This window comes from Okeanomitos corallinicola TIOX110, assembly GCF_038050375.1.
In the GTDB taxonomy this organism is placed as follows: domain Bacteria; phylum Cyanobacteriota; class Cyanobacteriia; order Cyanobacteriales; family Nostocaceae; genus Okeanomitos; species Okeanomitos corallinicola.
In genome coordinates this window covers 4,085,215-4,111,810 of sequence record NZ_CP150886.1, presented here as the reverse complement: position 1 = coordinate 4,111,810, position 26,596 = coordinate 4,085,215, and the positions used below count along the sequence as shown (strand labels likewise).

The 26,596-nt window shown below is 35.4% G+C and carries 22 protein-coding genes; 17 read left to right on the top strand and 5 right to left on the bottom strand.

Translation table 11 applies throughout. The features are described 5' to 3' along the window. The first annotated feature begins 38 nt into the window (after positions 1 to 38). The 8 genes from WJM97_RS17970 to WJM97_RS17935 all read left to right on the top strand — a co-directional run bounded on the left by WJM97_RS17970 (position 39) and on the right by WJM97_RS17935 (position 8,413). The gene (locus tag WJM97_RS17970; protein ID WP_353930150.1) at positions 39 to 2,528 is read left to right on the top strand and encodes a DUF3656 domain-containing protein; all 2,490 of its coding nucleotides are present in this window, start codon (positions 39 to 41) and stop codon (positions 2,526 to 2,528) included. Positions 2,529 to 2,699: 171 nt separating this feature from the next. Further along, entirely contained in the window at positions 2,700 to 5,084 is a 2,385-nt protein-coding gene (locus WJM97_RS17965) for a dynamin-like GTPase family protein (protein ID WP_353930149.1), read from the top strand. A gap of 90 nt (positions 5,085 to 5,174) precedes the next feature. Further along, entirely contained in the window at positions 5,175 to 5,555 is a 381-nt protein-coding gene (locus WJM97_RS17960; RefSeq protein ID WP_353930148.1) for a KGK domain-containing protein, read from the top strand. 233 nt (positions 5,556 to 5,788) lie between these two features. Further along, a complete protein-coding gene (locus WJM97_RS17955; RefSeq protein WP_353930147.1) occupies positions 5,789 to 6,007 on the top strand; it encodes a type II toxin-antitoxin system HicA family toxin in 219 nt (72 codons plus the stop codon). Next, positions 5,994 to 6,212, top strand: a complete 219-nt coding sequence (locus WJM97_RS17950) for a type II toxin-antitoxin system HicB family antitoxin (RefSeq protein WP_353930146.1) — start codon at positions 5,994 to 5,996, stop codon at positions 6,210 to 6,212. The genes WJM97_RS17955 and WJM97_RS17950 overlap by 14 nt, the downstream gene beginning before the upstream one ends. 119 nt (positions 6,213 to 6,331) lie before the next feature. Continuing rightward, entirely contained in the window at positions 6,332 to 6,907 is a 576-nt protein-coding gene (locus WJM97_RS17945; protein ID WP_353930145.1) for a Uma2 family endonuclease, read from the top strand. A 67-nt stretch (positions 6,908 to 6,974) separates the two neighbouring features. Continuing rightward, positions 6,975 to 8,162: a DUF2252 family protein gene (locus WJM97_RS17940; protein ID WP_353930144.1), complete on the top strand. Its 1,188-nt coding sequence runs from the start codon at positions 6,975 to 6,977 to the stop codon at positions 8,160 to 8,162. Positions 8,163 to 8,167: 5 nt separating this feature from the next. Further along, positions 8,168 to 8,413: an HNH endonuclease gene (locus tag WJM97_RS17935; RefSeq protein ID WP_353930143.1), complete on the top strand. Its 246-nt coding sequence runs from the start codon at positions 8,168 to 8,170 to the stop codon at positions 8,411 to 8,413. Positions 8,414 to 8,491: 78 nt separating this feature from the next. On the opposite strand, the gene WJM97_RS17930 is transcribed toward WJM97_RS17935, so the two are convergent. From WJM97_RS17930 to WJM97_RS17920, 3 genes are read right to left on the bottom strand one after another with little or no spacing between them, the layout of a single operon-like run. Then, positions 8,492 to 9,961 carry a glycoside hydrolase family 13 protein gene (locus WJM97_RS17930; RefSeq protein WP_353930142.1) on the bottom strand — a complete coding sequence of 490 codons (1,470 nt, stop codon included), beginning with the start codon at positions 9,959 to 9,961 and terminating at the stop codon, positions 8,492 to 8,494. Between the two features lie 5 nt (positions 9,962 to 9,966). After that, on the bottom strand, positions 9,967 to 10,659 hold the full coding sequence (locus tag WJM97_RS17925) for a DUF4276 family protein (protein ID WP_353930141.1): 693 nt from the start codon (positions 10,657 to 10,659) through the stop codon (positions 9,967 to 9,969). Continuing rightward, positions 10,656 to 11,837 carry an ATP-binding protein gene (locus WJM97_RS17920; RefSeq protein ID WP_353930140.1) on the bottom strand — a complete coding sequence of 394 codons (1,182 nt, stop codon included), beginning with the start codon at positions 11,835 to 11,837 and terminating at the stop codon, positions 10,656 to 10,658. Before WJM97_RS17920 ends, WJM97_RS17925 begins: the two co-directional genes overlap by 4 nt. Positions 11,838 to 12,164: 327 nt before the next feature. Here WJM97_RS17920 and WJM97_RS17915 point away from each other — a divergent pair, with 327 nt between their 5' ends. The 3 genes from WJM97_RS17915 (at position 12,165) to WJM97_RS17905 (ending at position 15,371) form a co-directional block, all read left to right on the top strand. Continuing rightward, entirely contained in the window at positions 12,165 to 13,454 is a 1,290-nt protein-coding gene (locus WJM97_RS17915) for a glucose-1-phosphate adenylyltransferase (RefSeq protein ID WP_353930139.1), read from the top strand. A 119-nt stretch (positions 13,455 to 13,573) separates the two neighbouring features. After that, positions 13,574 to 14,101 (top strand): AAA family ATPase, encoded by a 528-nt coding sequence (locus WJM97_RS17910; RefSeq protein WP_353930138.1) that lies wholly within the window; start codon positions 13,574 to 13,576, stop codon positions 14,099 to 14,101. A 274-nt stretch (positions 14,102 to 14,375) separates the two neighbouring features. Next, positions 14,376 to 15,371 carry a J domain-containing protein gene (locus WJM97_RS17905; protein WP_353930137.1) on the top strand — a complete coding sequence of 332 codons (996 nt, stop codon included), beginning with the start codon at positions 14,376 to 14,378 and terminating at the stop codon, positions 15,369 to 15,371. A 171-nt stretch (positions 15,372 to 15,542) separates the two neighbouring features. On the opposite strand, the gene WJM97_RS17900 is transcribed toward WJM97_RS17905, so the two are convergent. Then, positions 15,543 to 16,721, bottom strand: coding sequence for a cysteine desulfurase family protein (locus WJM97_RS17900; RefSeq protein WP_353930136.1), 1,179 nt, complete (start codon positions 16,719 to 16,721; stop codon positions 15,543 to 15,545). A 112-nt stretch (positions 16,722 to 16,833) separates the two neighbouring features. Here WJM97_RS17900 and WJM97_RS17895 point away from each other — a divergent pair, with 112 nt between their 5' ends. The 6 genes from WJM97_RS17895 (at position 16,834) to WJM97_RS17870 (ending at position 25,228) form a co-directional block, all read left to right on the top strand. After that, positions 16,834 to 18,468: a phospholipase D-like domain-containing protein gene (locus WJM97_RS17895; protein ID WP_353930135.1), complete on the top strand. Its 1,635-nt coding sequence runs from the start codon at positions 16,834 to 16,836 to the stop codon at positions 18,466 to 18,468. A gap of 81 nt (positions 18,469 to 18,549) precedes the next feature. Beyond that, the gene (locus tag WJM97_RS17890) at positions 18,550 to 19,743 is read left to right on the top strand and encodes an NAD(P)/FAD-dependent oxidoreductase (RefSeq protein WP_353930134.1); all 1,194 of its coding nucleotides are present in this window, start codon (positions 18,550 to 18,552) and stop codon (positions 19,741 to 19,743) included. Between the two features lie 151 nt (positions 19,744 to 19,894). Further along, positions 19,895 to 20,548: an HAD family hydrolase gene (locus WJM97_RS17885; RefSeq protein ID WP_353930133.1), complete on the top strand. Its 654-nt coding sequence runs from the start codon at positions 19,895 to 19,897 to the stop codon at positions 20,546 to 20,548. A 212-nt stretch (positions 20,549 to 20,760) separates the two neighbouring features. Next, positions 20,761 to 23,571 carry a pentapeptide repeat-containing protein gene (locus WJM97_RS17880; RefSeq protein WP_353930132.1) on the top strand — a complete coding sequence of 937 codons (2,811 nt, stop codon included), beginning with the start codon at positions 20,761 to 20,763 and terminating at the stop codon, positions 23,569 to 23,571. 181 nt (positions 23,572 to 23,752) lie between these two features. After that, positions 23,753 to 24,565 (top strand): carbon-nitrogen hydrolase family protein, encoded by an 813-nt coding sequence (locus WJM97_RS17875; protein ID WP_353930131.1) that lies wholly within the window; start codon positions 23,753 to 23,755, stop codon positions 24,563 to 24,565. An 84-nt stretch (positions 24,566 to 24,649) separates the two neighbouring features. Then, positions 24,650 to 25,228 carry a Uma2 family endonuclease gene (locus tag WJM97_RS17870; protein WP_353930130.1) on the top strand — a complete coding sequence of 193 codons (579 nt, stop codon included), beginning with the start codon at positions 24,650 to 24,652 and terminating at the stop codon, positions 25,226 to 25,228. Positions 25,229 to 25,445: 217 nt separating this feature from the next. Here the strand turns inward: WJM97_RS17870 and fba are convergent, their stop codons facing one another. Next, positions 25,446 to 26,519 (bottom strand): class II fructose-bisphosphate aldolase, encoded by a 1,074-nt coding sequence (gene fba / locus WJM97_RS17865; RefSeq protein ID WP_353930129.1) that lies wholly within the window; start codon positions 26,517 to 26,519, stop codon positions 25,446 to 25,448. Positions 26,520 to 26,596: the final 77 nt, after the last annotated feature.

The following is a 26,596-nucleotide window of genomic DNA, read 5'->3' as shown; positions in this document are numbered from 1 at the left end:
TACAATCAATAAACTCACATAAAATCAAACCTATCAAAATGACAACCACGACAAAAACCAAACTCCCCGAACTCTTAGCACCTGCGGGTAACTGGGAATGTGCAGAAGCAGCAGTAGAAAATGGTGCAGATGCAATTTATTTTGGTTTAGAAAAGTTTAATGCCAGAATGAGAGCGGATAACTTCACCATTGCAGACTTACCCGAATTAATGGAGTTTTTACATCTGCGGGGAGTCAAAGGATATGTCACCTTAAACACCTTAATTTTCCCCTCAGAACTAACAGAAGCGGAGCGTTACCTCAAAAATATCATTGCGGCTGGTGTAGATGCTATTATCGTCCAAGATGTGGGTATTTGTCGTTTAATTCGTCATCTTTCCCCAGACTTCCCCATTCACGCATCAACTCAAATGACTATTACTAGCGCTGCGGGGGTAGAATTTGCTCAATCTTTAGGATGTCAATTAGTAGTTTTAGCGCGGGAATGTTCAATTAAAGAAATTAATAAAATCCAAAAACAAATATTAGAAAAAAACATTATTTTACCTTTGGAAATATTTGTTCATGGTGCATTGTGTGTAGCATATTCTGGACAATGTTTAACCAGCGAAGCATTAGGAGGACGTTCTGCAAATAGGGGAGAATGCGCTCAAGCTTGCAGAATGCCTTATGATTTAATTGCAGATGGTGAAAATGTCTATTTAGGTAATCGCAAATATTTATTGAGTCCCCAAGATTTATCAGGTTTAGAAGTATTACCAGAATTAGTAAAATCAGGAGTTACTTCTTTAAAAATTGAAGGAAGATTAAAAGCACCAGAATATGTTGCTAATGTTACGCAGGTTTATAGAAAAGCATTAGACGAAATAGCTAAATTTAATCATGTTGAAAAAATCAAAGCACAGGATAAATATAATTTAGAAATGGCCTTTTCTCGCGGACTGTATACAGGATGGTTTGAGGGAATAAATAATCAAGCATTAGTTCATGCAAACTTCGGTAAAAAACGCGGTGTTTATTTAGGAGAAGTTACCCAGATTCAAAATGAACAAATCACTATAAAAATTGCTGCACCTGTAAAACCTGGTGATGGTGTGGTTTTTGATAGTGGACACCCAGAAGAAAAGGAAGAAGGGGGAAGAATATATACAGTTGTAGAAACAGGAAAAGAGGTAATTTTAACTTTTGGTAGAGATAATTTAAACTTCCGCAAAATCCGTAAAGGTAACAAAGTTTGGAAAACCAGTGACCCAGAATTAGATAAACAAGTTCGTCAAAGTTATGATGGTGAATATCCCCAATTTACTAGACCTATTAATATAGAAGTTTATGGGGAAGTGGGAGATAAATTAATAGTTATTGCTGATGATGAAATTGGTAATCTTGTTAAGATTGAATCAGAAATTTTCTTAGTAGAAGCACATACCAAACCTCTGACAGAGGAAAAGTTAAGGGAACAATTGGGAAGGTTAGGGAATACAGGATTTTATTTACAAACTTTGCAAAATCACATCATTGGTAATGTGATGTTACCTGTAAAAGAATTAAATAAAATACGTCGGGAAGTTGTGACTAAGTTGGAGGAGTTAAGAAGTAAACCTAAACTTTGGCAATTGAATCATAGTGCAAAATGGCAAGATTTAATAAATATTGAATCTTCTCCAATTTCTGATGCACCTTCCCTGATTGTTTTAGTTAGAAATATCGAACAATTAAAAGTTGCACTCAGTGCTGATGTTAAAACTATCTACTGTGAATTTGAAGACCCACGAAATTACAAAGAAGCTGTAAAAATATCTAGAGAATTAAATTCATCTGCCAGTATTTTTGTTGCACCACCTCGTATTACTAAACCCGGAGAAAATTGGATTTTACAACAAGTTAAAAATGCTGATGCAGATGGTTATTTAATTAGAAATTACGACCAGTTAGCATATTTTGCTGATGCACAATGTATTGGTGATTTTTCCTTAAATGTTGCTAACTCTATCACCGCAGATTATTTTATCAAGGAATTTAATTTAGAAAGAGTGACAGCATCCTACGATTTGAATATTAACCAATTGGTAGATTTAATTAGTAGTTATAAACCGCAATTTTTGGAAGTAACAATACATCAACATATCCCCATGTTTCACATGGAACATTGTGTTTTTTGTGCTTTCCTTTCTGAAGGAACAGACTACACAAACTGCGGACGTCCTTGTGAAAAACACGAAGTAAAAATTAGAGATAGAGTGGGTACTGAACACATCCTCAAAGCAGACACAGGATGTAGAAATACACTATACAATGGTACTGCTCAAACTGGTGCAGAATATGTGCAAAAATTAATTGATTTGGGTTTACAAAATATGAGAATTGAATTTCTCAACGAAACACCAGCACAAGTAGAAACAACCATTAATTATTATCAACAATTGCTGCGAGGAAAAATCACAGGTCTTGAACTTTGGAAAACATTAAAGTTGCAAAATCAAAAATTACAAAATCAATTAGGTGTGACTCGTGGTGCTTTGAGTAACTAATAAATAACTTAACCTAAAAAAATATCAGATACTCGACTTCTTTATTCCTCTGTGTCCTCTGTGTCTGTAGTGGTTCGTTAAATCAAATTAACTAAGAATATTTACGGTACTATTACAAATAAGTGCAATATATAATATTGCAATATTCGTAAATACTTCTTACTACTTACCATGTCAAATTTAGCCCCCCAGTGTCAGGAATTGCAAACACAAGTAGAAACAATTCTCCAACTACTACACCAAGAACCTGCTTTACGTTCGCAAGATATTACACCTGTACAGATATCTTTAGATAAAGCAATTTCTCCCCGGTTTGAAATTGTTTTTGCAGGTGCTTTTAGTGCTGGGAAATCAATGTTAATTAATGCACTGCTAGAGAGAGAATTACTATACAGTGCAGAAGGCCACGCAACAGGTACAGAATGCAAAATTGAATATGCACCAGCAAATGAAGAAAGGGTAGTTTTAACCTTTTTAAGTGAAGCTGAAATTAGAGAACAAGCGGTTTTATTATCTCAACAATTGGGATTTACAGGTGTTGAAAATATCAACAAACAAGACGTAATTGATTTACTGCATCAAGGTTGTCAAGCAATTTTGCAACAAGAAGGAGGAGAAAGTAAATCAGAACGTGCAAAACAAGCAAAAGCATTAATTTTATTATTAGAAGGATATGTCGCAAATAGAGATAGAATTAATACCTTGAATAATGCGATATATTCAATGGAACAATTCAATTTTTCTAATTTGAAAGAAGCTGCGGGATATGCAAGACGAGGTAGTAATAGTGCGGTTTTAAAACGGATTGAATATTATTGTCATCATCCCCTATTAGAAGATGGAAATATTATTATTGACACCCCAGGAATTGATGCACCAGTAGAAAAAGATGCACAAGTAACTTATGCAAAAATTCAACATCCAGATACCTCCGCAGTAGTCTGTGTTCTCAAACCTGCATCATCGGGAGATATGACCAAGGAAGAAACAGAATTGTTGGAAACAATGCGGGAAAATGCAGGTATTAGAGATAGAGTATTTTACATTTTCAACCGCATTGATGAAACTTGGTACAATAACCAACTCAGACAAAGATTAGATAATTTAATTACTGGACAATTTCGGGATAGTCAAAGGGTTTATAAAACCAGTGGTTTATTAGGTTTTTATGGAGGTCTTTTAAAACAAACCAGCGAATTAGATAGATTTGGTTTAGATTCGATTTTTGCAGAAAGTGTCAAAGGGTTAGATGGGAAAGAAGACACACCGCAATTTGTTTACGCTTTCAATAATTATTGTGTGAGTTCTGGAAAACTTGCTCATAGTCAATTTCGCATTTCTCTTAATGGTTTTGAAACTCCTAATACAAACTATGTGAGAATTTTAAGAGAACAGGGAACACCATTAATTAAACAACTGATTCAAGATAGTGGAATTGAAGAATTTAGAAACGGAATTACCAAATATCTGACAGAAGAAAAACGTCCGCAGTTATTTAAAAACCTCGCAGATGATTTAGAAGACATTTGTATCAAAATCAAAAAACACTATCAAACTATACAAATTGACTTAGATAGTCAACCGCGAGAAATCGAAAGCATGAAAGAATATGAGTTGCAAAAATTAAATCAGCAACTCCAGCAAGTTGGTAGAGATTTTAGTCAACATATTAATGATGAGGTGAATAAAATCATTAATAATCATTGTCCAGAATTTGAAGATGATTTCCGACAATTACAATCAAAAATGATTCGTCGTTTGGATGAATTGTTAGATACTTTTTCTGTAGCTGATGCTTATCGTCGTGCAACTTTGAGTCATCCTAGAAATGCAACTGCACCTTTGTTAGCTATTTTGGTGGAAGCTTTTTATTATCTTTCTAATCAGTTGGAAGACATTTTAATTGATAGTTGTCAACACGTGATTGCTAATTTGTTCCAACAATTAATGGAAAAGATTAGAAAATCAGAATATTACCGTCAATTGTATCGCTTGTTAGGTAATGATGGGGGAATTGAATTAGAGGTAAAAGCAATAGAAACAGCGACTTCTCAAGCTATTGTTAGTTCTGCAAGGGTGGAATGTGATAGGTTTGTACGCGAAAGTCCGAGATTTTATGATGAAGGTACTTTTTCAATTTATCAATTTCGGCAAACTTTACAACAAACATCTCAAAGTTACGATGCAGAAAGTGTGGTGGAAGCTGAACCTGCAATTAGACAATTGTTAAAGTTGGATTTTGAACCCAAGGTTTCTTTTACTATTCGTCAATCTTTCCGACAAACTTTAAATCAAACTATTAAAACTCAGTTGTTACCTATGGGGGAAAAGCAAGCTGATGAGATTTTACAGCTTTATCCCCAAGCGCGTGATTATTTACAGGAAACTTTGCAACAGGAAGCTGAGGAAAAGATTGCTAATAATCAACGTTTGTTGAATCAGGTTGAGGAGAAAATTCAGGTGTATAATTCTGCGGTTTTGGGAATTAATAGTTGTTTGCAAGCTATGCAGTTATATGAACATTTACTTCCTGTAATTGGGGGTGAGGAGGTATAGTATAATTTTTTGGGTGAATGCGGTTTTTCTGTGTTCACCTAATAATAGGTTTCTCACGCAAAGACGCAAAGACGCTAAGGAAGAAAAGAGATGGATGAGAAGTTTGAGATTTTGGATATTGAAGAAGGTGATGTTGTGATTGATTTTCATAACGCTACTTTTAAATTAAGTAAGCTATCTTCAGCTATGAAAGATCAAATACTATCTAATGGTTTGCGGGAACTCAATAATAGATTAAATCACCAAGGTGGTGGTGAGCTTCCAGCTTATAAGAATGAATATTGGATAGACAAAGGTGTTAATTCCGAAGTTTTAAAACCTGGTAAAAATTGGCAAAAGGGAAAATGTAGAATTAAAGTTACTCTAGAATTTTGTCCCGATGAACCGGAGGTTGAAGAAATACCAGAAATCAAAGAACCTGAATCACCTCTTGATGATTTACGTCGTCAAATAAATGATTTATCATCATAAATTGATTATCAGAATCAGGATGTACAGGATTTTATAAAAAGCTGAAAATTATATACTGACCTTATATGCGGAAAATTAATTTATGTTAAAAACAATAATTTTACAAATATTATTTAGTCTAATTTATAGATACAATATATAAAAAATATGCTAAAATTAAATAATCACCAAATACCCAAATCTAAACATCCAATCAAATCCTGTAAATCCTGATTCTGACAAATATTAAATAAATGCCTAAGAAAATCCGAGAACTAAAACAAATGCTTAAACAAGCTGGTTTTATAGAAATTCCCGGTAAAGGAAGTCACACAAACTGGATACATCCATTATATAATGGAAAAATCACTATTTCTGGTAAAGATAGTGCTGATGCTAAAAAGTATCAAGAAAAAGAAGTCAAACAAGCTATTCAAGAAATAGAACATAAAACAGAAAATGATGAACCTTAAATATCAAATGATAATTCAATGGTCAGAAGAAGATAACTGTTTTTTGGTAGGATGTCCCGATTTTCCTGGACAAACTTGGCGGACACATGGAGACTCTTATCAAGAAGCAGTTAATAATGGAATTGAGGCTTTAGAATCATTAGTAATAGCTTATCAAACGACAGGTGAAAATCTTCCACAACCAACATTTAATCAAGCTGCATAAATACAATATTCATAAATTGGATATATCTTGGTTTTCACTATCTTTTGTGGTTAAGATTGAAATATTAAATTACATCCTGTAAATCCTATAATCCTGAAAATCCGGATTCAGACAAAGAAATGATTCAAATTAAAAATAAACTCACCCTTGAAGAATTTCTCTCACTTCCTGAAACTGATACCATATATGAATTAGTTAACGGTGAAGCTATACCTAAATACAAAAATGAGCAAATGTCACCTAAATTTTTTCACGGTTCAACTACAGGATCATTATTTATATTATTATCTACATGGGGAAAAGAAAAAGGTCGTGTTGTCATTGAATGGAGTGTAAAATTAACCAAAAATCAACAAGATTGGATACCTGTACCTGATTTAACTTATGTTTCTTATGAACGTCTTCCTCTGGACTGGTTAAAAGATGAACCTTGTCCAGTTACACCAGAGTTAGTAATTGAAATTATTTCTCCTGGTCAAACTTTTGGAGATATGATTGAAAAAGCTACTTATTATTTACAAGCTGGAATTACTTTGGTTTGGGTAGTAGATACAGTTTCACAAACTATCACAGTTTTAACATCTTCTTCTCTCCCAACTACTTATAGAAATCAGCAAATTATCACTAATGAATTATTATCAGGTTTGCAAATTACACCTGATGAAGTTTTTAAAAATGCTGGGTTAATTCGTTAAATTAATTATTAAGCGCATCCTGTACATCCTCAAATCCTGGATATCCTGATTCAGACAACATCCACCCATGAACAACATCAAAACCCGAATTGACAAATTCAACCACGGAAGAAATCCAGAATTATTAAAGTTAAAATACAAAAAACTTGCAAATGATCAATTTTCTTTCTTTCGCGGAACTTGTCATCTATTCTATGAAGATTTACCTCCAGATTCAATTATAAATTCTGCACCTCTCACCTGGATATGCGGTGATTTACATTTAGAAAATTTTGGTACTTATAAAGGTGATAATCGCTTAGTTTACTTTGATATTAATGACTTTGATGAAGCTGTACTTGCACCTTGTACTTATGATTTAGTCAGGTTTATCACAAGTATTATGGTAGGTTCTCATGCTGTGGGTATTAATGATGCAGAATCTCTACATTTAAGTAATATTTATTTAAAAACCTATACTAAAAACCTTGCAGATGGAAAAGCTAGAACTGTAGAAAGGAAAACCGCTAAAGGTTTAGTCAGAGATTTATTGAAAAGTTTAAAAAAACGCAACCGTGTGAAATTCTTAGATAAATACACCAAAGAAAAAAAAGGTGAAAGAAGATTATTAGTTGATAATCAACGAGTTAATAAAGCTACCGATGACGAACAAGAAAAAGTAAAAGCATTAATTCAATATTGGCATCATACCACAAATCAGCACCCTGAATTTTATCAAATCTTAGATATTGAAAAACGTATAGCTGGTAATGGTAGTTTAGGTTTAGAACGTTATATCATTTTAATAGCAGGTAATGGTTCTCCTGATGATAATTATTTATTAGATTTTAAAGAAACTCCTACAAATTCACTCAAACCTTATTTAAAAGTTCCCCAACCAAAATGGGAAACACCTGCTGCGAGGGTAGTTGCAATTCAAAACCGCTTTCAGGGTATTGCACCTGCTTTATTAGAAGCTATCAATGATGGTGAAAAATCCTATGTTTTAAAAGAATTACAACCAGAAAAAGATACAGTTCATTTGCAAGCTTGGGATGGAAATTTAGAACATTTAGAAACATTAATTCAAACGATGGCTGAAATTACAGCTTGGGGTCATTTACGCAGTAGTGGTAGACAAGGTTCTGCAATTGCTGATGAATTAATCGCTTTTGCTCAATCTTCAGAATGGCATAATTCTATTATAGAATATGCACGTAATTATTCAGAACAAGTTACCCAAGATTTTCAAGAATTTTGTCAAGAATTGAGTTAGTTAAAATGAACAAAACCCCACGTATTCCTATCCCCCCAGAAGTGAGAAAATTTGTTTATCAAAGAGATAAATATCAGTGTCAAAGCTGCGGTAAAACTAACCAAGAAACTAACCTTAGTATTGATCATATTATCCCTTTATCTCGCGGTGGAAAAAATGATATTAGTAATTTACAAACTCTCTGTTTAACTTGCAACAAAACCAAAACCAATAAAATTGATCACCGTTTTCACCGACATTTTGATCTTTAATAAAATCAGATAACCTACCTCTTTTAGAAGTAGGACATCTTAAAATCTATTCTTCCTCCTCTGTGTCTCTGTGGTTTTTTAAAAAAATATTAACCAAACATCCTCACCAAAAACACACCCACAACGCGCAGGAATACTAAAATCTACATCCTTAGCATTCCATTTTATTTCCCCTTTTCCATATAACAAAGTTTGTGGTTGACTTTGTAATTTACCACCATCAAAATTACCTGTAACAGACTCATTACCAACATTCACAGCAATTATTAATTCCTCATTTTTCCAAATTCTGGCAAATACATAAACCGTTTCTTGTACATGAAGAAATTGATAATTACCAACCCTTAAAGCTGTATATTTATGACGCAAAGAAATCAATTGTTTATGAATTTTCAGAAGTTCTAAATTCCAATTTTCTTCTAAAGGAAAACCACGACGACAATCAGGATCTAAACCACCAGGTAAACCTACTTCATCACCATAATACACACTAGGCGCACCAGGAAAAGTAAATAATAGTAAAGTTGCTAATTCTACAGTTGCAATATCATCACCTGCAATAGTTATTAATCTTGCTGTATCATGACTTGCTAATAAATTCAATTGTGTAAGTTGAATTTCCCAAGGATAAAGCTTTAACAAATCCTCAATTTTTTTAGCATAATCAGCAGCAGATAAAGGTGGAAAAACTTCATAATCTCGCCCTTTTACCTGTTCTAAATTTACACGTTCTCCCCCAGTAAAAGCAATAGTTGGTCCTGTAAATAAATAGTTCATTACCCCATCAAACTGTGTTCCATCCAACCACTGACGGGAATCTCCCCACACTTCCCCAACAATATAAACATCAGGATTTATTGCTTTAATTCTCTCTCTAAATTCTTGCCAAAAACCAGGAGTTTTAATTTCAAAAGGTACATCTAAACGCCATCCATCAATCCCAATTCTCACCCAATATTCGGCAATTTCCATGATATATTCCCGCACCTCTGGATTATCATGGTTAAATGTTGGTAAAGAACGAATATCTGCCCAACTTTCATAATTTGCAGGTGCATCACCTGTATATGGTGCAAGTGGCCAACCTTGGATTTTAAACCAATCTACCCAAGGTGAATGGGGTCCATTTTCTAATATGTCATGGAAGAAAAATATACCCCGACTTGCATGATTAAAAACTCCATCCAGAACGATTTTAATATTACGTTCATGTGCTTCATCTAGCAAATCTTGAAAAGCGTGATTACCACCCAATAAAGGATCAATTTGATAGTAATCATGGGTGTGATAGCGGTGATTACTAGCAGATTGAAAAATGGGAGTAAAGTAAATTGCGTTAATTCCTAAACTTTGAATATAATCTAATTGTTCGACAATTCCCCATAAATCACCACCTTTGTAACCTTGGAGTGTGGGTTTTGCATCCCAATCTTCCCATTTAGGATTATTTAATAATCGTTTGTGAGATTTTGTGCTTTTGGCGAATCTATCAGGGAAGATTTGATAAAAAACCGCGTGTTTAACCCAATCTGGTGTGTGAATTTGCATAATTACTAAGAAAACATGAATTTGTCAATATATCCAATAAACTCTCCAAGACTAGGAATAGTATTTACAAGTTTTATATATATAAATTCATAATCTAAATTGGCCGCTAGTCTATTTAGTTGTTTTTCGCTCTTATTATAACCTTTTCCTAGATGATTATAAATATTTCTTATATCATCTGAAGGTTTAGGTCGTGCTTCCATATCATCAGTTTGCGGATTAAATCCCAAAAGGTCTTGAATTTTATCTAGTGTTAAACTGCTATCCAATTTAAGAAAATGATTATATTCTGCTAAAAACCATGCTTCTACTTCCATCACAGCAAGCACTATATTTATAGGAATTACTCCTTTTGGTAAAGAATAATTTAAACTTCTTTGCAATCTCGATTTTTCAGATATAGCAATCGGATAAACATCTCTTAATCCTATTATTCTCTCATAGCCATCTACAGATAAAGATTGATATTGTTCTCTCATATCTGAAACAACAGTTTCATCATTACAGGAGTTATAAATTAAAACATAGAATTTTGTTTCTGACGTAACAATATCTTTCATTATTACTTGAGCATATTTGCTTTTTTCCCTCGATTTAATCTCTATAGAAATCTTTAATTTACCTGCAATTTCTGTTAATAACTTTTTGACAAAAATTTGTTCTGTTTTCCCCTCCACAAAAATAGCTAATTTTTTCACTGTTCTATATTCTCCTCATCACCGAATCCTTCTAGATAGAATTGAGTCGCAAAAAAGTCAAAGTTGTTTAAACCCGTAAATTTAAAGTCATCAAATATTTCTTTTGAATTATGTATATTGTGCAGTTTAGCTAATCCTGCTTTCCTTTCAATTACTGACCAATATTCCAAGGGAATACCGTTCATAATAAATCGGTCATTTGTTGTCATTATTAGCTGAACTAATCCATTTTCAGCTTCAGCTTTATTAATAAGTAACTTAATCATCGCTGATGACCTTTCAAAATCGAGTCCTTCCCCAATATCATCTATTAAAATACAACTTGGTTTTTTAGCTAAAAGTGCGTAGTTTAATTGAATTATTAGAGATAATACTCTAAACATACCTTGGGATATTAATCCTTGTTCGGTTTTAGCTTTTAAATCGCTTTCTTGAACATAAATACATTGTAGTTTGATAGGCAGATCATACTGTTCGTTCGATATGGAAAATAATGATGGTGTTTTAGTTTCTATTTGAAATATGTTGTACCCTATTGACAACATATCTGATGTAATAGCTTGAATAAAATTTTCTCCAAATTCTTTTTCTCCTGCAATGAATATATCAACTACTCTATCTGTATCTTTTAAATCTATATTTTTTGTTTTCACCTTAGTTGAACCAAGACATCTTTTTCCTAATTCTGTACCAAATTTATAATATCTCAATGAATTTGCCCAATTATAAAGTTCTTCAAATTGAGGATGTTGAATAGAATCTCTACGTTTGAAAATTGCTAATCCATTTGGTGGGGTTTGAAAATCAATGTCTTGACCTAACTTTTCAGCCCAAACTTTACCCTCTCCCGATTCTTTTCTATCCAGGTAAGTCTTAGAACCAATGGTAAAAATTTCTTGGACTACCTCACCATTTTCAACTTTCAATATATATACTTTTTTCTGTTCTTGCTGATTAGAATCAAAAATTAATTTGCATTCTTTTAACTGATCGTCAGCTTCAAGAAATTCATCACCTGAGAGTAAATTAGATATTAGGTTAATAGCTTTAAGTATTCTCGATTTACCAGAGGCATTTTTACCAACAATTAAGTTTACATTACCTAATTGACAACCATCTAAACGCCACTCACTGGGCTTACCTTGATCCTCAGAATATTCTACAAAATCTAATTTCATATAGTTACACTTTTTACACTTAATTAATTTAACAAGAGTTGATTACTTTCAATTAGCAATCATACTAAATCTAATCCTACAGGAAAATATTTAGTCGTTAATTTTGTTTTACTGTCGCTTCACTGAAAATAATCAGCCTAGTTGTACATTAGGGGAAACGCACCCCATATTTCCCTCATCCCTTACTAATACATTAGTTCTATATTTTCCCGCTCAAACCCCCAATCTCAAAAAATCTTCCCCAAGATTCTTTGATCCCCCCTTATCAGTTGCCACTCATCGTCCTAAACTGTAGGTGAGAGTTGAAAGGCAGTCTGGAGAAATTTTGTGAAAAAAGTTTTAGCAATCATTCTTGGTGGGGGTGCGGGTACACGACTATATCCGCTAACTAAACTCCGTGCAAAACCCGCAGTACCCGTAGCTGGGAAATATCGGTTAATAGATATTCCAGTCAGCAACTGCATTAATTCAGAAATCTATAAAATCTACGTTCTCACACAATTTAACTCAGCATCTTTAAATCGCCATATTGCCCGCGCTTACAACTTTGGTGGCTTTAGTGATGGGTTTGTAGAAGTCTTAGCAGCACAACAAACCCCAGAGAATCCCAACTGGTTTCAAGGTACTGCTGATGCTGTACGACAGTATATATGGATGTTACAGGATTGGGATGTAGATGAGTTTCTCATCCTTTCCGGTGATCATTTATATCGGATGGACTATCGCCAATTTATCCAACGTCATAGAGAAACCAACGCTGATATCACACTCTCTGTAATTCCTATTGATGATCGTCGCGCTTCCGATTTCGGTTTGATGAAAATTGACAACTCCGGTAGGGTGATTGACTTTAGCGAAAAACCCAAAGGTGACGCGCTCAAACAAATGCAGGTTGATACTACCATATTAGGGTTGACAAAAGAGCAAGCTGCTTTACAGCCATATATCGCCTCAATGGGGATTTATGTCTTCAAAAAAGATGTGTTAATCAAATTACTGAAAGAATCTTTAGAAAAAACAGATTTCGGTAAAGAAATTATTCCTGATGCCGCCAAAGATCACAACGTTCAAGCATACTTGTTTGATGATTACTGGGAAGATATCGGGACTATTGAGGCTTTCTACAATGCCAACTTAGCCTTAACACGGCAACCAATGCCACCTTTTAGCTTCTACGATGAAAAAGCACCAATTTACACCCGCGCCCGTTATTTACCACCTTCTAAATTATTGAATTGCGAAATCACAGAATCAATGATTGGTGAAGGTTGTATTTTGAAAAACTGCCGCATTCAACATTCAGTTTTAGGTGTGCGCACTCGGATTGAGTCAGGTGCTGTGATTGAAGAATCCTTAATCATGGGTTCAGACTTTTACCAACCCTCCGTAGAACGCCAATCTACACTAGAACAAGGTGACATCCCTATAGGTATTGGACAAGACAGTATTATTCGTCGTGCCATTATTGATAAAAATGCCCACATCGGCCGCGATGTAAAAATTATCAATAAAGATAATGTCCAAGAAGCCGAACGGGAAAAACAAGGTTTCTACATTCGCAGTGGCATTGTAGTTGTTCTCAAAAATGCCGTTATTCCTGATGGCACAGTTATTTAGTGATAGGTAATGAGTAATAGGTAATGGGTAATGGTTCAGGGGTAAAAGTTTTTTAATCTTTAAGTTTTAAGTTTTAATGGATTTCTGTCACCTGTCACCTGTCACCTGTCACCTTCCCAATGACTAAACTTATTTTGCTGATTGGTCTTCCTGGTAGCGGTAAATCAACTTTGGCAAAAAAATTAATCGCAGAAAGCCCCCAGATGCAACTGATTTCTACAGATGCTATCCGGGGGCAACTGTTTGGTGCAGAAGCCATCCAAGGATCTTGGTTATTAATTTGGCAAGAAATAGAAAGACAATTTCGACAAGCTACAACCGCCAACATATCCACCATTTTTGATGCCACCAATGCCCAAAGAAAAAATCGCCGGGAAATTATAGAATTAGCCCGTGAGATTGGTTTTACTCACATTACAGGCATCTGGATCAAAACTCCAGTTTGGGTATGTTTAAAACGTAACCAAAACCGCGATCGCCAAGTCCCTGAAGAGGTAATTTTGCGAATGCACCGCCAACTTAGGGATGCTCCTCCCAGCTTAAATGATGGAATAGATGAGATTATTTATTGGGGTGATGGGGTGATATCAAATCAAAAGTCAAAATTAATAACTTCTGCACTAATGACTAATGATCAATGCCCATAATATATCAACGGACAAGGCTGTTAGGACATCAACTAAACCCAAAACTTAGACAATGTAATGTAAGGCTGATAGCACTGTCACCTCTCACCTGTTCCCTGTCACCTGCTATAAGTACGGTAATTGCCCTGGCACGATGAGCAACAACCACACTTGATTTTTGATATTCTTTGCTAATTTAAGATCATCATCCTGTTGGCTGGCATTATACCTGGCAAACAGTGAATATCATATCTTAGACAAAAACTTAACCTAAATTTTTACAGGAGGCTGGTAGATGGCTGCAACCGACTTTAAGGACTATTACTCAATTTTAGGAATCAGTAAAACTGCCAGTCCAGAGGAAATTAAACAGGCTTTTCGTAAATTAGCCCGTAAATACCACCCTGACGTGAACCCTGGTAATAAACAAGCCGAGGCTAAATTTAAAGAAGTTAACGAAGCTTACGAAGTTCTTTCTGACCCAGATAAACGTAAAAAATATGATCAATATGGTCAATACTGGAAGCAAGTAGGTGAAGGAGGTTTCCCCGGTGGTGGTGCTGGGGTAGATATGGGTGGTTTTGACTTTAGTCAATACGGCAGTTTTAACGACTTCCTGAACGAATTATTTGGTGGTGCAAAAGCCGGTGGTGGCAGTAGACAAAGTTACTCCTATCGCACTTCTACAGGTAGACCAGGTAGCGGTTTTGGTGGTTTTAACGATTTTGGGTTTCAAGATGCTGGTGGTGCTGCTGCCCAAGATACTGAAGCTATCATTAGCTTAACCTTTGCTGAGGCTTACGCTGGTGTGAAAAAACGGTTTAGTTTAGGTAATGAAACTATAGAAGTTCGCATCCCAGCAGGAGCAAAAACAGGTACTCGTTTACGAGTGAGGGGTAAAGGTCAATTCAACCCCATGACTCAACAACGGGGAGATTTATATTTAAAGGTAGAATTACAAGCCCATTCTTTTTTCCAAATTGAAGGTGATAATCTCGTTTGTGAGGTGTCAATTACTCCTGATGAGGCGACTTTGGGAGCTTCTATTGATGTACCTACTCCTGACGGAAATGTAAATGTTAAACTGCCTGCGGGTGTTCGTTCCGGTCAGTCTCTACGTTTACGTGGTAAAGGTTGGCCTTTAACTAAAGGTGGACGTGGTGATCAAATGGTGAAGGTGGCGATCGCACCCCCCAAAGACCTCAGCGCCCAAGAACGAGAATTATATGAAAAACTCCGGGCTATCCGCACCTATAACCCCCGTAGTCATTTGGCACAGATGAGGTTATAAGCAGACAGGGAGATAATGGGGAGGTACAGCAGATTTCAGACCCATGAGGTACAAACTACCAATCACAAAAAATCTTGTGGGGTGGGCATCTTGCCCGCCAAGGGTGTACCTGATCGGGAAGTGCTGTAATTACAAATTGTGTTTTATTATAGGTTTAAATTTCCAATTAAATTAGGTATTACCTATGGGGATTAAATTAGATAATTCTGTATTTAATCTTTGTAAAATTTGTTTTATCACCATTGCAGTCCAATCAATATCAGCTGCTTGGATATATTTTCCTAATGTTAATCTAATCCCTCCTAAAGCGGCTGTTTGTGAATATCCCATTGCTAGTAAAATTGGACTAGGGTTTAATTTTCCACTATTGCAAGCTGCACCTGCACTAATACCAATTCCGGCTAAATTCAATTGTCTGACTAAAGTTTTACCACTGATTTTTTTACCATCAGCATATTCTAAACAAAAGCTAACATGATGGGGTAAACGATGAATTTGATCACCTGTAGGAACTAAACCAGGAACATCTGCTAACAGAGAAAATAGGCGATCGCGCATTTTGGTCAATCTAATTTTTTCTATTTCTAATTCCTTTACTGCTAACTCCGCAGCAACTCCAAAACCGGCAATAGCTGGTGTTGCTTGTGTACCAGAACGCAATTTCTGTTCCTGGCCACCACCACCCAACAAAGGTATTAATTCCACACCTGGACGTACATATAAAGCACCTGCACCCAAAGGACCATATAATTTATGACTAGATAAACTCAATAAATCTACAGATAAATTATTAACATCTATTGATAAACGTCCGGCAATTTGCACAGCATCAGTATGGAATAAAGCACCATGAATTTTGGTAATTTTTGCTAATTCTGCTATTGGTTGAATAGTTCCTACTTCACTTTGTCCATAAATTATGGATACCAAAACTGTATTATCTTGCAAAGCTGATTTTAAATCTACGGGATTAACTCTACCTTGATTATTTACACCTAAACGGGTAACTTCCCAACCCCAGTTTTCTAACATTTTTACAGGTTCGGAAATAGCAGAATGTTCCACACTAGAAATAATGATATGTTGGGGTACAGAATAACATCTTGCTACACCCATAATAGCTAAATTATCAGCTTCTGTTCCCCCGGAAGTGAAGATAATTGATTCAGGAACAGCATTGATTAAATTTGCAACTTGTATTCTGGCTGTTTCTAAAATTACAGCTGCACGGTTGCCCCATTCGTGTAAACTGGAAGGATTACCCCACTGTTGAGTTAAAACTGATTGCATCGCGGCGATCGCTTCTGGACGAGTGGGAGTAGTTGCACTGTAATCTAGATATATCTGCATAACATGAATAATTTTGATTAGTAATTATCAATCTTGTCTAATTCAATACTACTAATTTTAGAAAAAATAGTAATATTGATCCTGATCCTTTATCTATTTGTATCAGATTATCGTGTTTATTTTTCCTCATTTTAGATATTTATCTTATCTCTTTTTATTTTTCTTTACCCTCTCCGGTTGTCAACAAGTCCAATCTTTAAATCAGCGTTTATCACCATTACCCCAAGATCCATTAATTCAAGTTTACTTTAATCATGCCCAATCTTCAGAATATCAAGAAACCTATCGTCAGCAAAAAAGATTAGGTGATGACTTAGAAAAACAGATTCTTGATGTTATTTCCCAAGCTGAATCTACAATAGATATAGCAGTACAAGAACTACGTTTACCAAAAATTGCTCAAGCATTAGCAGAAAAACAAAAAACCGGGGTTAAAGTTAGATTAATTTTAGAAAACAACTATTCTCGTCCTTGGAGTAATTTCACAAATACAGAAATTCAAAACCTCAACCAAAGAGAAAAAGACCGATATAACGAATTCCAGAAATTTCTAGATATCAACCAAGACAATCAAATTACACCAGAAGAAATCAATCAACGGGATGCTTTAGTAATAATTCAAAATAATCAAATTCCTTGGCTAGATGATACCGCTGATGGTTCGGCTGGCAGTGGTTTAATGCACCATAAATTTGTGGTTGTTGATAATCGGTTTGTAATTGTTACTTCTGCTAACTTTACTTTAAGTGACACATCAGGAGACTTGAGTAATGCTAGTAGTTTAGGTAATGCTAACAACCTATTAAAAATTGATAGTCCAGAACTAGCAAATTTATTTACAGCAGAATTTAATATTATGTGGGGTGATGGACCAGGAGGAAAACCAGATAGTAAATTTGGACTTAATAAACCAATTCGTGAACCTCAAAAAATCAACTTAATCAATAATCAAATTACTATCAATTTTTCTCCCATTTCACCTACTCAACCTTGGACTAATTCTAGTAATGGACTGATTGCCAAAACTTTAGATACAGCGACAATAAATGTAGATTTAGCATTATTTGTATTTTCTGATCAAAAAATTGCCAACACTCTTAAAAACCGCCATACTCAAACTGTAGAAATTAGAGCCTTAATTGAACCACAATTTGCTTATCGTTCCTACAGCGAAGCCTTAGATATGATGGGTTTAGCTTTAAGTGATAATTGTAAATATGAAGTAGATAATAGTCCTTGGCAAAATCCTATTACTACCGTTGGAGTTCCCACATTATCACCAGGAGATTTATTACATCATAAATTTGCAATTATTGATAACAAAACAATAATTACAGGTTCACATAATTGGTCAGAAGCAGCAAATCATGGCAATGATGAAACCTTATTAATTATTGAAAACCCTCAAATTGCCGCTCATTTTCAACGAGAATTCAACCGTCTGTATACAACAATTAAACCAGGTTTACCACCAAGAATAAAAGCTAAAATTGATGCCCAAGTTAGTAAATGTCCCCAAATCAAAACCCCATCATCTTTTCAATATTCAATTGGCAAACCAATTAATTTGAATACAGCCACCCAAGCGGAATTAGAAAGTCTACCAGGAGTAGGAGCAAAATTAGCTCAAAAGATGATAGTTGCCCGTCAAAAGCAGAAATTTACATCTTTGCAAGATTTAGAAACTATCCCCGGAATTAGTGCCAATACAGTTAATAAATGGCAGGAAAGAGTAACATTGAACTGAGATCAGTTTGGTTTGGTATAATAAGCAAGTTAGCTTTTAAAATAAATCAGAAGTGTTGAAATTTAGCCTTCTATAAAAATCATGACTCAAGCAACTACAAGAATTTGTATACTAGGTGGGGGTTTTGGTGGACTCTACACCGCCTTACGTTTAAGCCAGTTACCCTGGGAAAATACAACCAAACCAGAGATTATTTTAGTAGATCAGAGCGATCGCTTTCTGTTCTCTCCCCTACTTTACGAAATACTCACAGGTGAACTACAAACCTGGGAAATAGCCCCACCATATCAAGAACTGCTACAAGGTACAGGCATCCGCTTTCATCAAGACACTGTTTCCGCAATTGACACCGACAAACAACAAGTCCAACTAGAAAAAGGGCAAACTATCGCCTACGACAGATTAGTATTAGCATTAGGTGGCGAAACACCCTTAGACTTAGTTGCCGGTGCGTCCGAATACGCTTACCCATTCCGCACCATCACAGATGCTTATCACTTAGAGGAACGCTTGCAAGTGATAGCAGAATCAAACCCGGAAAAGATTCGTGTTGCCATAGTTGGTGGTGGTTACAGCGGTGTAGAATTAGCTTGTAAACTAGCCGATAGAATCGGCGAAAAAGGTAGATTTCGGCTCATTGAAATCGGTGATCAAATTTTAAGAACCTCCCCAGAATTTAACCGCGAAGCTGCTAAAAAAGCCTTAGACCAAAGAGGGGTATTTATAGATTTAGAAACCAAAGTAGTATCAATCGCAGAACATACCATCTCCCTAGAGTATAAAAATCAAATAGATGAAATTCCTGTAGACTTGGTAATTTGGACAGTCGGGACAAGAGTTTCCCCAGTGGTGAAAAATTTACCCCTGAAACACAATGAACGGGGACAAATTATCACTACATCCACATTACAAGTATCAGAACATCCCCAAATATTCGCGTTAGGAGACTTAGCTGAATCCCATGATGCTGAAGGTAAGCAAGTACCCGCAACCGCCCAAGTAGCATTTCAGCAAGCTGATTATACAGCCTGGAATATCTGGGCATCTTTAACAAACCGTCCTTTACTTCCCTTCCGCTATCAACAATTAGGAGAAATGATGGCCTTGGGAGTAGATAATGCTACCCTCACAGGTTTAGGTGTCAAGCTAGATGGTTCTCTAGCGCAAATTGCCCGTCGGTTAGCTTATTTATATAGATTACCAACCTTAGAACATCAATTAAAAGTCGGTTTTAGTTGGTTAGTTACACCGATTATTAACGCCCTTTCTGAGTAGAATAGGAGACAGGTGCTACGCCACGGTGACAGAAAATAGAGAAATTAAAACATTTTTATTCGTTACCTTACTGTCACTAAGTGTTACTAAATTTTATTTCTGGACTTCAGCCATGTCATTCTAGTTCATGGGTAAATAGTTGTGGGAAATTATGAAAAAACCAAAAGTAATTTTTTTAGATGCAGTAGGTACACTTTTCGGTGTTAAAGGCAGTGTGGGCATGGTTTACAGCCAAATAGCCCAAGATTTTGGTGTGACAGTTTCCCCAGAAATTTTGAACAAGGAATTTTTTAAAAGCTTTAAAGCAGCACCCCCACCCATATTTCTTGATCCTGATCTTCATGATGTTCCTCAGCGTGAGTTTGACTGGTGGCGGATTATAGTTCTTAACACCTTTGAAAGTGCAGGTGTAATCAAAGAGTTTTCTGATTTTTCAGCTTTTTTTAGTGAACTGTACATTCACTTTGGTACTGCTGAACCTTGGTTTGTTTATCCAGATGTTCCCCTAGCTTTGGTAAATTGGCGACGTTTAGGCGTTGAACTGGGTGTATTATCTAACTTTGATTCTCGTTTATACTCAGTATTAGACAGTTTAGGACTCAAGGAGTATTTTAAATCTATTACCATTTCTACCCAAGTACGTACAGCCAAGCCAGAGCCGGAAATTTTTAACATTGCTTTGCAAAGTCATAACTGTTCACCAGGGGAAGCATGGCATATCGGTGATAGCATTACAGAGGACTATCATGCCTCTCGTCAAGCAGGATTGAGGGGTATTTGGATTAACCGCCAGCAAAATTATTAACCCTGTCAAATACTGGTATTAAATTCACATTAAATATCCTTGATTTCACTGTACTAGAATCGTGATTTATGGATTAGCTTGTCATATATAAAACCCTAACATCAATGCAAATGATGTAAACTTTCTTTAAATCACACACACTTTCCTATTTTAAATGTTAAAAATATTACTCTATTTGATATAAAAATCAGTAATTTAACCCCTTTAAACTAATGACTAGAACCTTATCACAAATTTGGCAGCAGTTACAACAATGTTTTTCAGCAGAAATAAATATAAATCAAAGCATAGAAACGGGTACAGCCATTTTAGCTGCAACACCAAAAATTGATGAAAATTCCCTTAATTTGGAATTAGTAAAAACTTTATTACAAGATTCATCTTCGTTATTAGATGTGCTGTGTTTACCATTAGCACAAATCCTAGAACCAGAATTATCTTATATATCACTTGGTGTTAATTTCCTGAAATTATATACGGAAACAACTCAAGTAATTCCCACTTTAGAAGAATGTGTATTAATAATTAGCCAAGCAGCTTATTTAGAAAGTATCAAAGAAATTCTGTCTTTATATCCATTAATAAACTGGGATGCAAACTTAGAAAAATTGCCAGATTTTAATAGTAGAATCGCAATTATTCAAGATATTGAATTAGATGAAACAACTACCAAAGATATAATTTTATGTTTTCAAGAGTCAGAATTAGCAGTAATTTTAAATCAAATATTATTAGTGAGATTAATATCTCCAAATGTCACTAAGTTTTTAGCTAATCTGTTGACAAAAAGGATTGCAGCAAATACTCATCGTCATATTATTAAAGCTTTCACAGAGTTAGGAGAAGAAATTCAAAATTTAATTACTAAAACCTGTGGAAATTGGGAAGGTCAAAAACAAATAATTCAAGGAATTGATAAATACTTGCAAACTTATATAAAAAATCAACCTTTAGCCACATTTTTGGATCAAAGCTATTCTTGGAAAGATATTTATATTCCCCTCAAAGCTCAAACTCTAGATCAGAACCCTCATGTAGTTGATTTAGAAGCTTGGGTAAAAGGAGTTATTTTCAATCAGCATAAATTAGATCGAGTGATGTTGATTCAAGGTGAATCAGGTAGCGGTAAAAGTTTATTTTGTCTAATGTTTGCTGATTGGGTAAGGCAACATTTACATCCTCTCTGGACACCAATTTTAATTAGTTTAAAAGATATTAATAGTTTAGGTGATTCTTTAGCAGATATTCTAGAAGCAGAAATAAAAGAGAAGTTAATTGATAATAATTATAATTTTTTAACTAATAAAAATACAAAATTACTATTTATTTTAGATGGATTAGATGACTTAACTGTTAATTTGGAACTATTCCTAAAACAAGTGATTTCATTTCAAGAAAAATGTAATAATCAAGATGAAATGGGACATCGGGTTTTAATTACTACCAGAATAAACACTTGGCAATATATTTCTAGTATACCCGATAATTTAGAAAGGATAGAAATACTGCCATTAGATCAACAACTCCAAGATAAATGGTTCAAAAAATGGATAGCACTACCAGAAAACAAAGGTCAAAAAACAGATATTGAACAATATTTATCTAGTAAAAAATGTCCGGCTGCTATTAATAAAATTGTCGCAGAACCGTTGTATCTGCATTTATTATCATTAATGTATCGAGATACTACTTTAGTATTTAATAATTTAGAACAAGCTAATAAAAAAACTGTTAAGGTTATAGTCTGGCAAGAATTTATAAATTGGCTAATTTCTAAGCAACATCTGAGTTTAGATAACAATGATGGAGATAGTCAAGATTATCTAAATTATCAATCTGATTTAAACAACTTGCTCACAGAAACTGCTTTTTCTATGATCCAGTCTGGTGGTGTGTTTGCTTCTATAGCAATGATTGAATCTAGGTTAGAAGAGCAACAAATAGATATTGCCGAAACCTTAAAAAATTTCTACTTTATTCAAGCTAAAAAACAAGCAAATAAAATAGAATGTTTCCATAAAGGTTTTAGTGAATTTTTGTTTGCAGAAAACCTAGCTAAATCTCTACAAAATTGGTCAAAGCTTGAAAATGAAGCACAAATTCAAGAAATGAATTGGCAAATCTATGACTTGTTAGGATTTGGGAAAATCACCCCAGAAATTATTGAATATGTGATGGGTTTACTGATACAGAAGGAAGATTTATATTGGATTAATCTATTTAAGGTATTAGAAAACTTTTACTCTAACTGGTATCAAGGCAAATTTATTGACACACCGGAAGTAACTTTAGCGCAAACCAAACTGCAACAATTACAACAATACAGCACAAATCAGAGAATTGAAAACTTAGGTCAGCGTCAAGTAGATATTTATGCTGGTTTAAATGTGATGATTTTGCTGTTAGAAATACAGCGATATGCCCAAGAGCATGATGTATTGAAAGAATATATAATTTTTTATCCCTCTGGAGAAACCCAAGGGGATAAGTTGACCTCAAATTTGTTGGGAATTATTAATTACTGTAATTGTTTGCAGGAAGATAGTTTTAAAAGCATAGTTGGCAACTTTTTTAGTGCTACTAATCTCAGAGGTACTTACCTATTCCAAGCCAATCTCAGTGGTATAGATTTAAGTCAAGCAGACCTAAGTCGTGCAGAATTGAGCCGTACCTATTTATGGCAAAGTAATCTAAGTAATGCTTACTTGATAGCGGCTAAATTGATTCAAGCAGATTTACGTGGTGCTGATTTGAGTGGTGCAAACATGATTCGGACTGATCTCAGAGGTGCAGACTTGAGTAATGCTAACCTTCAAGATGCAGATTTAAGCAGAGTAGACCTGAGTGGTGCTAATTTAAAAGGTGCTAACCTCAGCGGTGCGTACATGATTGGTGCAAACTTAGGGGATGAAGTATTTGGTTATGTGCGTTGGGATAAAAACACCAACTGGGAGAATGTAGAAGGGTTAGAAGCGGCTAAAAATCTACCAACGGCCTTAAAGAAACAGTTAAAACTAGAATAACAGCAAAAATAGCACTAAATTGTTTCCTAGATTCAACAGGAATATTAAGATAAGACCCTAGGGATAGTTAAGTATTTTCTGGAAAAGCGTAAATTACGCAATTCTGACTAGCCTCCACCAATCTGGAAGTAACGATATATTTGAGAATCTATCCTGTCATTCACTGTTTGTTATTGAATCTATGAAGTCTTATTTAGCCGGCGCTATTCAAATGACCAGTGTGCCTGATTTACAAAAAAACTTGAATCAGGCAGAAGAATTAATTGATTTGGCTGTACGCCAAGGTGCAGAGTTGGTGGGTTTACCAGAAAATTTCTCTTTTATGGGAGAGGAAAAAGATAAACTGGCCCAGGGAGATCTTATTTATCAGGAAACAGAAAAATTTCTGATCAAAATGGCACAGCGCTTTCAAGTGACTATTCTTGGCGGCGGCTTTCCTATTCCTGTTAATGGTACGGGTAAAGTTCATAATACCGCTTTATTGATTGATGCTAATGGTCAAGAATTAAGTCGCTATCAGAAAGTGCATTTATTTGATGTTAATGTCCCTGATGGTAATACTTATCAAGAGTCTAGCACCGTCATGGCTGGCCAGGAGTTACCCCCGGTTTATGGTTCGGAAACTTTGGGTAATATTGGACTTTCGATTTGTTATGATGTCCGCTTCCCGGAACTGTATCGTCATTTAGCACAGCAGGGAACTGATGTGATTTTTGTTCCTGCTGCTTTTACTGCTTTTACTGGAAAAGACCATTGGCAAGTATTACTACAAGCTAGAGCGATAGAAAATACTTGTTATGTAATTGCACCTGCTCAGACTGGGACTAATTATAATCGTCGTCAAACCCACGGACACGCCATGATTATTGACCCTTGGGGGACTATTTTAGCAGATGCGGGGGATAAACCAGGAGTGGCGATCGCGGAAATTAAACCCACCAGGTTAGAACAGGTACGCCGACAAATGCCATCTTTACAACATCGCGTGTTTTAGGTAGTCAGATACCCGATTTCTCTAAGATATCGGGGATCTATGTCTTGTTATAATTAATTCAATAACTAAATTTGGGTTTAGCTGATGACAATTACACTCATTGAACGAGAAATAGAACCCATTTTAATTAGCGACCTCACCTGGAGAGAATTTAAAGCTGTTGAACAACTAATTGACCGCCCAGGTGTGAGGTTGTCTTTTTTAGATGGTGTATTAGAGATTAGAAAAATGCCAGGGAAAAAACATGAAACAATCAAAAAACGTATTGCTGCTTTACTAGAAATTTATTTAGAATTTTTGGGTTTAGATTTTACTCCCACAGGTTCTGTTACGCTAGAAAGTGAATTGGAAAAAGTCAAAAGGGAAGCTGATGAATCCTATGAATTAGGAGCAAATAGGAAACATCCTGATTTAGTAATTGAAGTTGTTGTCAGCAGTGGAGGAATTGACAAACTGGAAGCATACAAACGCCTAAATATTCCTGAAGTTTGGTTTTGGGTAAATGATGAATTGTTACTTTATAGTTTAGGAAATCAGGAATATGAAAGGGTTTCTAAATCCCAACTTTTACCAAATTTAGATATAGATTTATTGATGGGCTGTATTTATATAGAAAACCATGCTCAAGCACTGCGGGAATTTCGATTAGGTATTATAAAATAATCAAAATATCAGAAATTTATCAATCATAAGGATTCAGGTAAGAAGTCAGGTAAAGCGATAAAATATCCTAAAAAGTATCAACTCACAACCTAACTTCCACGAAAGCCAACTATTCAACTATTTCTATCAAACAATAAAAAACCGGGAAACTTAAAAGCCCCCGGTTAATAAATATTTGGATATAGCCTCGCTATAACCGATTTATTGCTAATAGAAATTAAACTTTAGCAACACCTTTCATGACTAATTCGCCCTTAGCATACTTAGCAGCAAAATCTTCTAAAGAAACTTGCTTAATCTTGCTTGCGTTACCAGCAGTACCGAACTGTTCATAACGGTCAGCACAAACTTTCTGCATATATTTAATAGAAGGTTTGAGGAAGTGACGAGGATCAAATTCTTTAGGATTAGCAGCCAAAGCTTCACGTACAGCCGCAGTAATAGCCAAACGGTTGTCGGTGTCAATGTTTACCTTACGAACACCACTCTTAATACCTTTTTGGATTTCTTCTACAGGTACACCGTAGGTTTCAGGAATAGCACCACCATATTGGTTAATCAGTGCAATCAAATCTTCAGGTACAGAAGAAGAACCGTGCATTACCAAGTGGGTGTTAGGTAAGCGGCGGTGAATTTCTTCAATGCGGCTAATAGCCAAAATTTCACCGGTTGGTTTACGGGTAAATTTATAAGCACCGTGGCTAGTACCAATAGCAACAGCTAAAGCATCCACTTGAGTTGCTTCTACGAAGTTAACAGCTTCATCGGGGTCGGTTAACAATTGAGAATGGTCTAATGTACCTTCAAAACCGTGACCATCTTCAGCTTCACCAGCACCGGTTTCTAGAGAACCTAAACAACCTAGTTCACCTTCAACACTCACACCCAAGGAGTGAGCAACATTCACAACTTCGCGGGTAACATTTACGTTGTACTCAAAGCTGGCAGGTGTTTTAGCATCAGCTTCTAAAGAACCATCCATCATCACACTGGTGAAGTTGTTCTTAATTGCTGAATAGCAGGTAGAAGGAGCATTACCATGATCTTGGTGCATGACAATGGGAATCTGAGGATAGGTTTCTACCGCAGCCAAAATCAGGTGGCGCAAGAAGTTTTCCCCTGCATAGTTACGAGCGCCGCGAGAAGCTTGTAAGATTACGGGGCTATCTGTCTCAGCCGCCGCTTTCATAATTGCTTGAATCTGCTCTAAGTTATTGACGTTAAAAGCTGGGATGCCGTAACCGTTTTCAGCAGCGTGATCTAAAAGCAGCCGCATGGGTACAAGCGCCATAAGTAATCCTCCTAATGTGTTTATCAGCTATCAGTTTTAGACAGGCGTAATGTCTACGCTAAATATGAAAGAGTTTT

Bases quoted from the DNA above. Each gene is read 5' to 3' on its own strand.
- fba (WP_353930129.1), bottom strand. From the start codon at position 26,519: ATGGCGCTTGTACCCATGCGGCTGCTTTTAGATCACGCTGCTGAAAAC.
- WJM97_RS17890 (WP_353930134.1), top strand. From the start codon at position 18,550: ATGACTCAAGCAACTACAAGAATTTGTATACTAGGTGGGGGTTTTGGT.
- WJM97_RS17910 (WP_353930138.1), top strand. From the start codon at position 13,574: ATGACTAAACTTATTTTGCTGATTGGTCTTCCTGGTAGCGGTAAATCA.
- WJM97_RS17920 (WP_353930140.1), bottom strand. From the start codon at position 11,837: ATGAAATTAGATTTTGTAGAATATTCTGAGGATCAAGGTAAGCCCAGT.
- WJM97_RS17955 (WP_353930147.1), top strand. From the start codon at position 5,789: ATGCCTAAGAAAATCCGAGAACTAAAACAAATGCTTAAACAAGCTGGT.
- WJM97_RS17930 (WP_353930142.1), bottom strand. From the start codon at position 9,961: ATGCAAATTCACACACCAGATTGGGTTAAACACGCGGTTTTTTATCAA.
- WJM97_RS17905 (WP_353930137.1), top strand. From the start codon at position 14,376: ATGGCTGCAACCGACTTTAAGGACTATTACTCAATTTTAGGAATCAGT.
- WJM97_RS17880 (WP_353930132.1), top strand. From the start codon at position 20,761: ATGACTAGAACCTTATCACAAATTTGGCAGCAGTTACAACAATGTTTT.
- WJM97_RS17945 (WP_353930145.1), top strand. From the start codon at position 6,332: ATGATTCAAATTAAAAATAAACTCACCCTTGAAGAATTTCTCTCACTT.
- WJM97_RS17965 (WP_353930149.1), top strand. From the start codon at position 2,700: ATGTCAAATTTAGCCCCCCAGTGTCAGGAATTGCAAACACAAGTAGAA.
- WJM97_RS17940 (WP_353930144.1), top strand. From the start codon at position 6,975: ATGAACAACATCAAAACCCGAATTGACAAATTCAACCACGGAAGAAAT.
- WJM97_RS17950 (WP_353930146.1), top strand. From the start codon at position 5,994: ATGATGAACCTTAAATATCAAATGATAATTCAATGGTCAGAAGAAGAT.
- WJM97_RS17900 (WP_353930136.1), bottom strand. From the start codon at position 16,721: ATGCAGATATATCTAGATTACAGTGCAACTACTCCCACTCGTCCAGAA.
- WJM97_RS17885 (WP_353930133.1), top strand. From the start codon at position 19,895: ATGAAAAAACCAAAAGTAATTTTTTTAGATGCAGTAGGTACACTTTTC.
- WJM97_RS17935 (WP_353930143.1), top strand. From the start codon at position 8,168: ATGAACAAAACCCCACGTATTCCTATCCCCCCAGAAGTGAGAAAATTT.
- WJM97_RS17870 (WP_353930130.1), top strand. From the start codon at position 24,650: ATGACAATTACACTCATTGAACGAGAAATAGAACCCATTTTAATTAGC.
- WJM97_RS17970 (WP_353930150.1), top strand. From the start codon at position 39: ATGACAACCACGACAAAAACCAAACTCCCCGAACTCTTAGCACCTGCG.
- WJM97_RS17960 (WP_353930148.1), top strand. From the start codon at position 5,175: ATGGATGAGAAGTTTGAGATTTTGGATATTGAAGAAGGTGATGTTGTG.
- WJM97_RS17875 (WP_353930131.1), top strand. From the start codon at position 23,753: ATGAAGTCTTATTTAGCCGGCGCTATTCAAATGACCAGTGTGCCTGAT.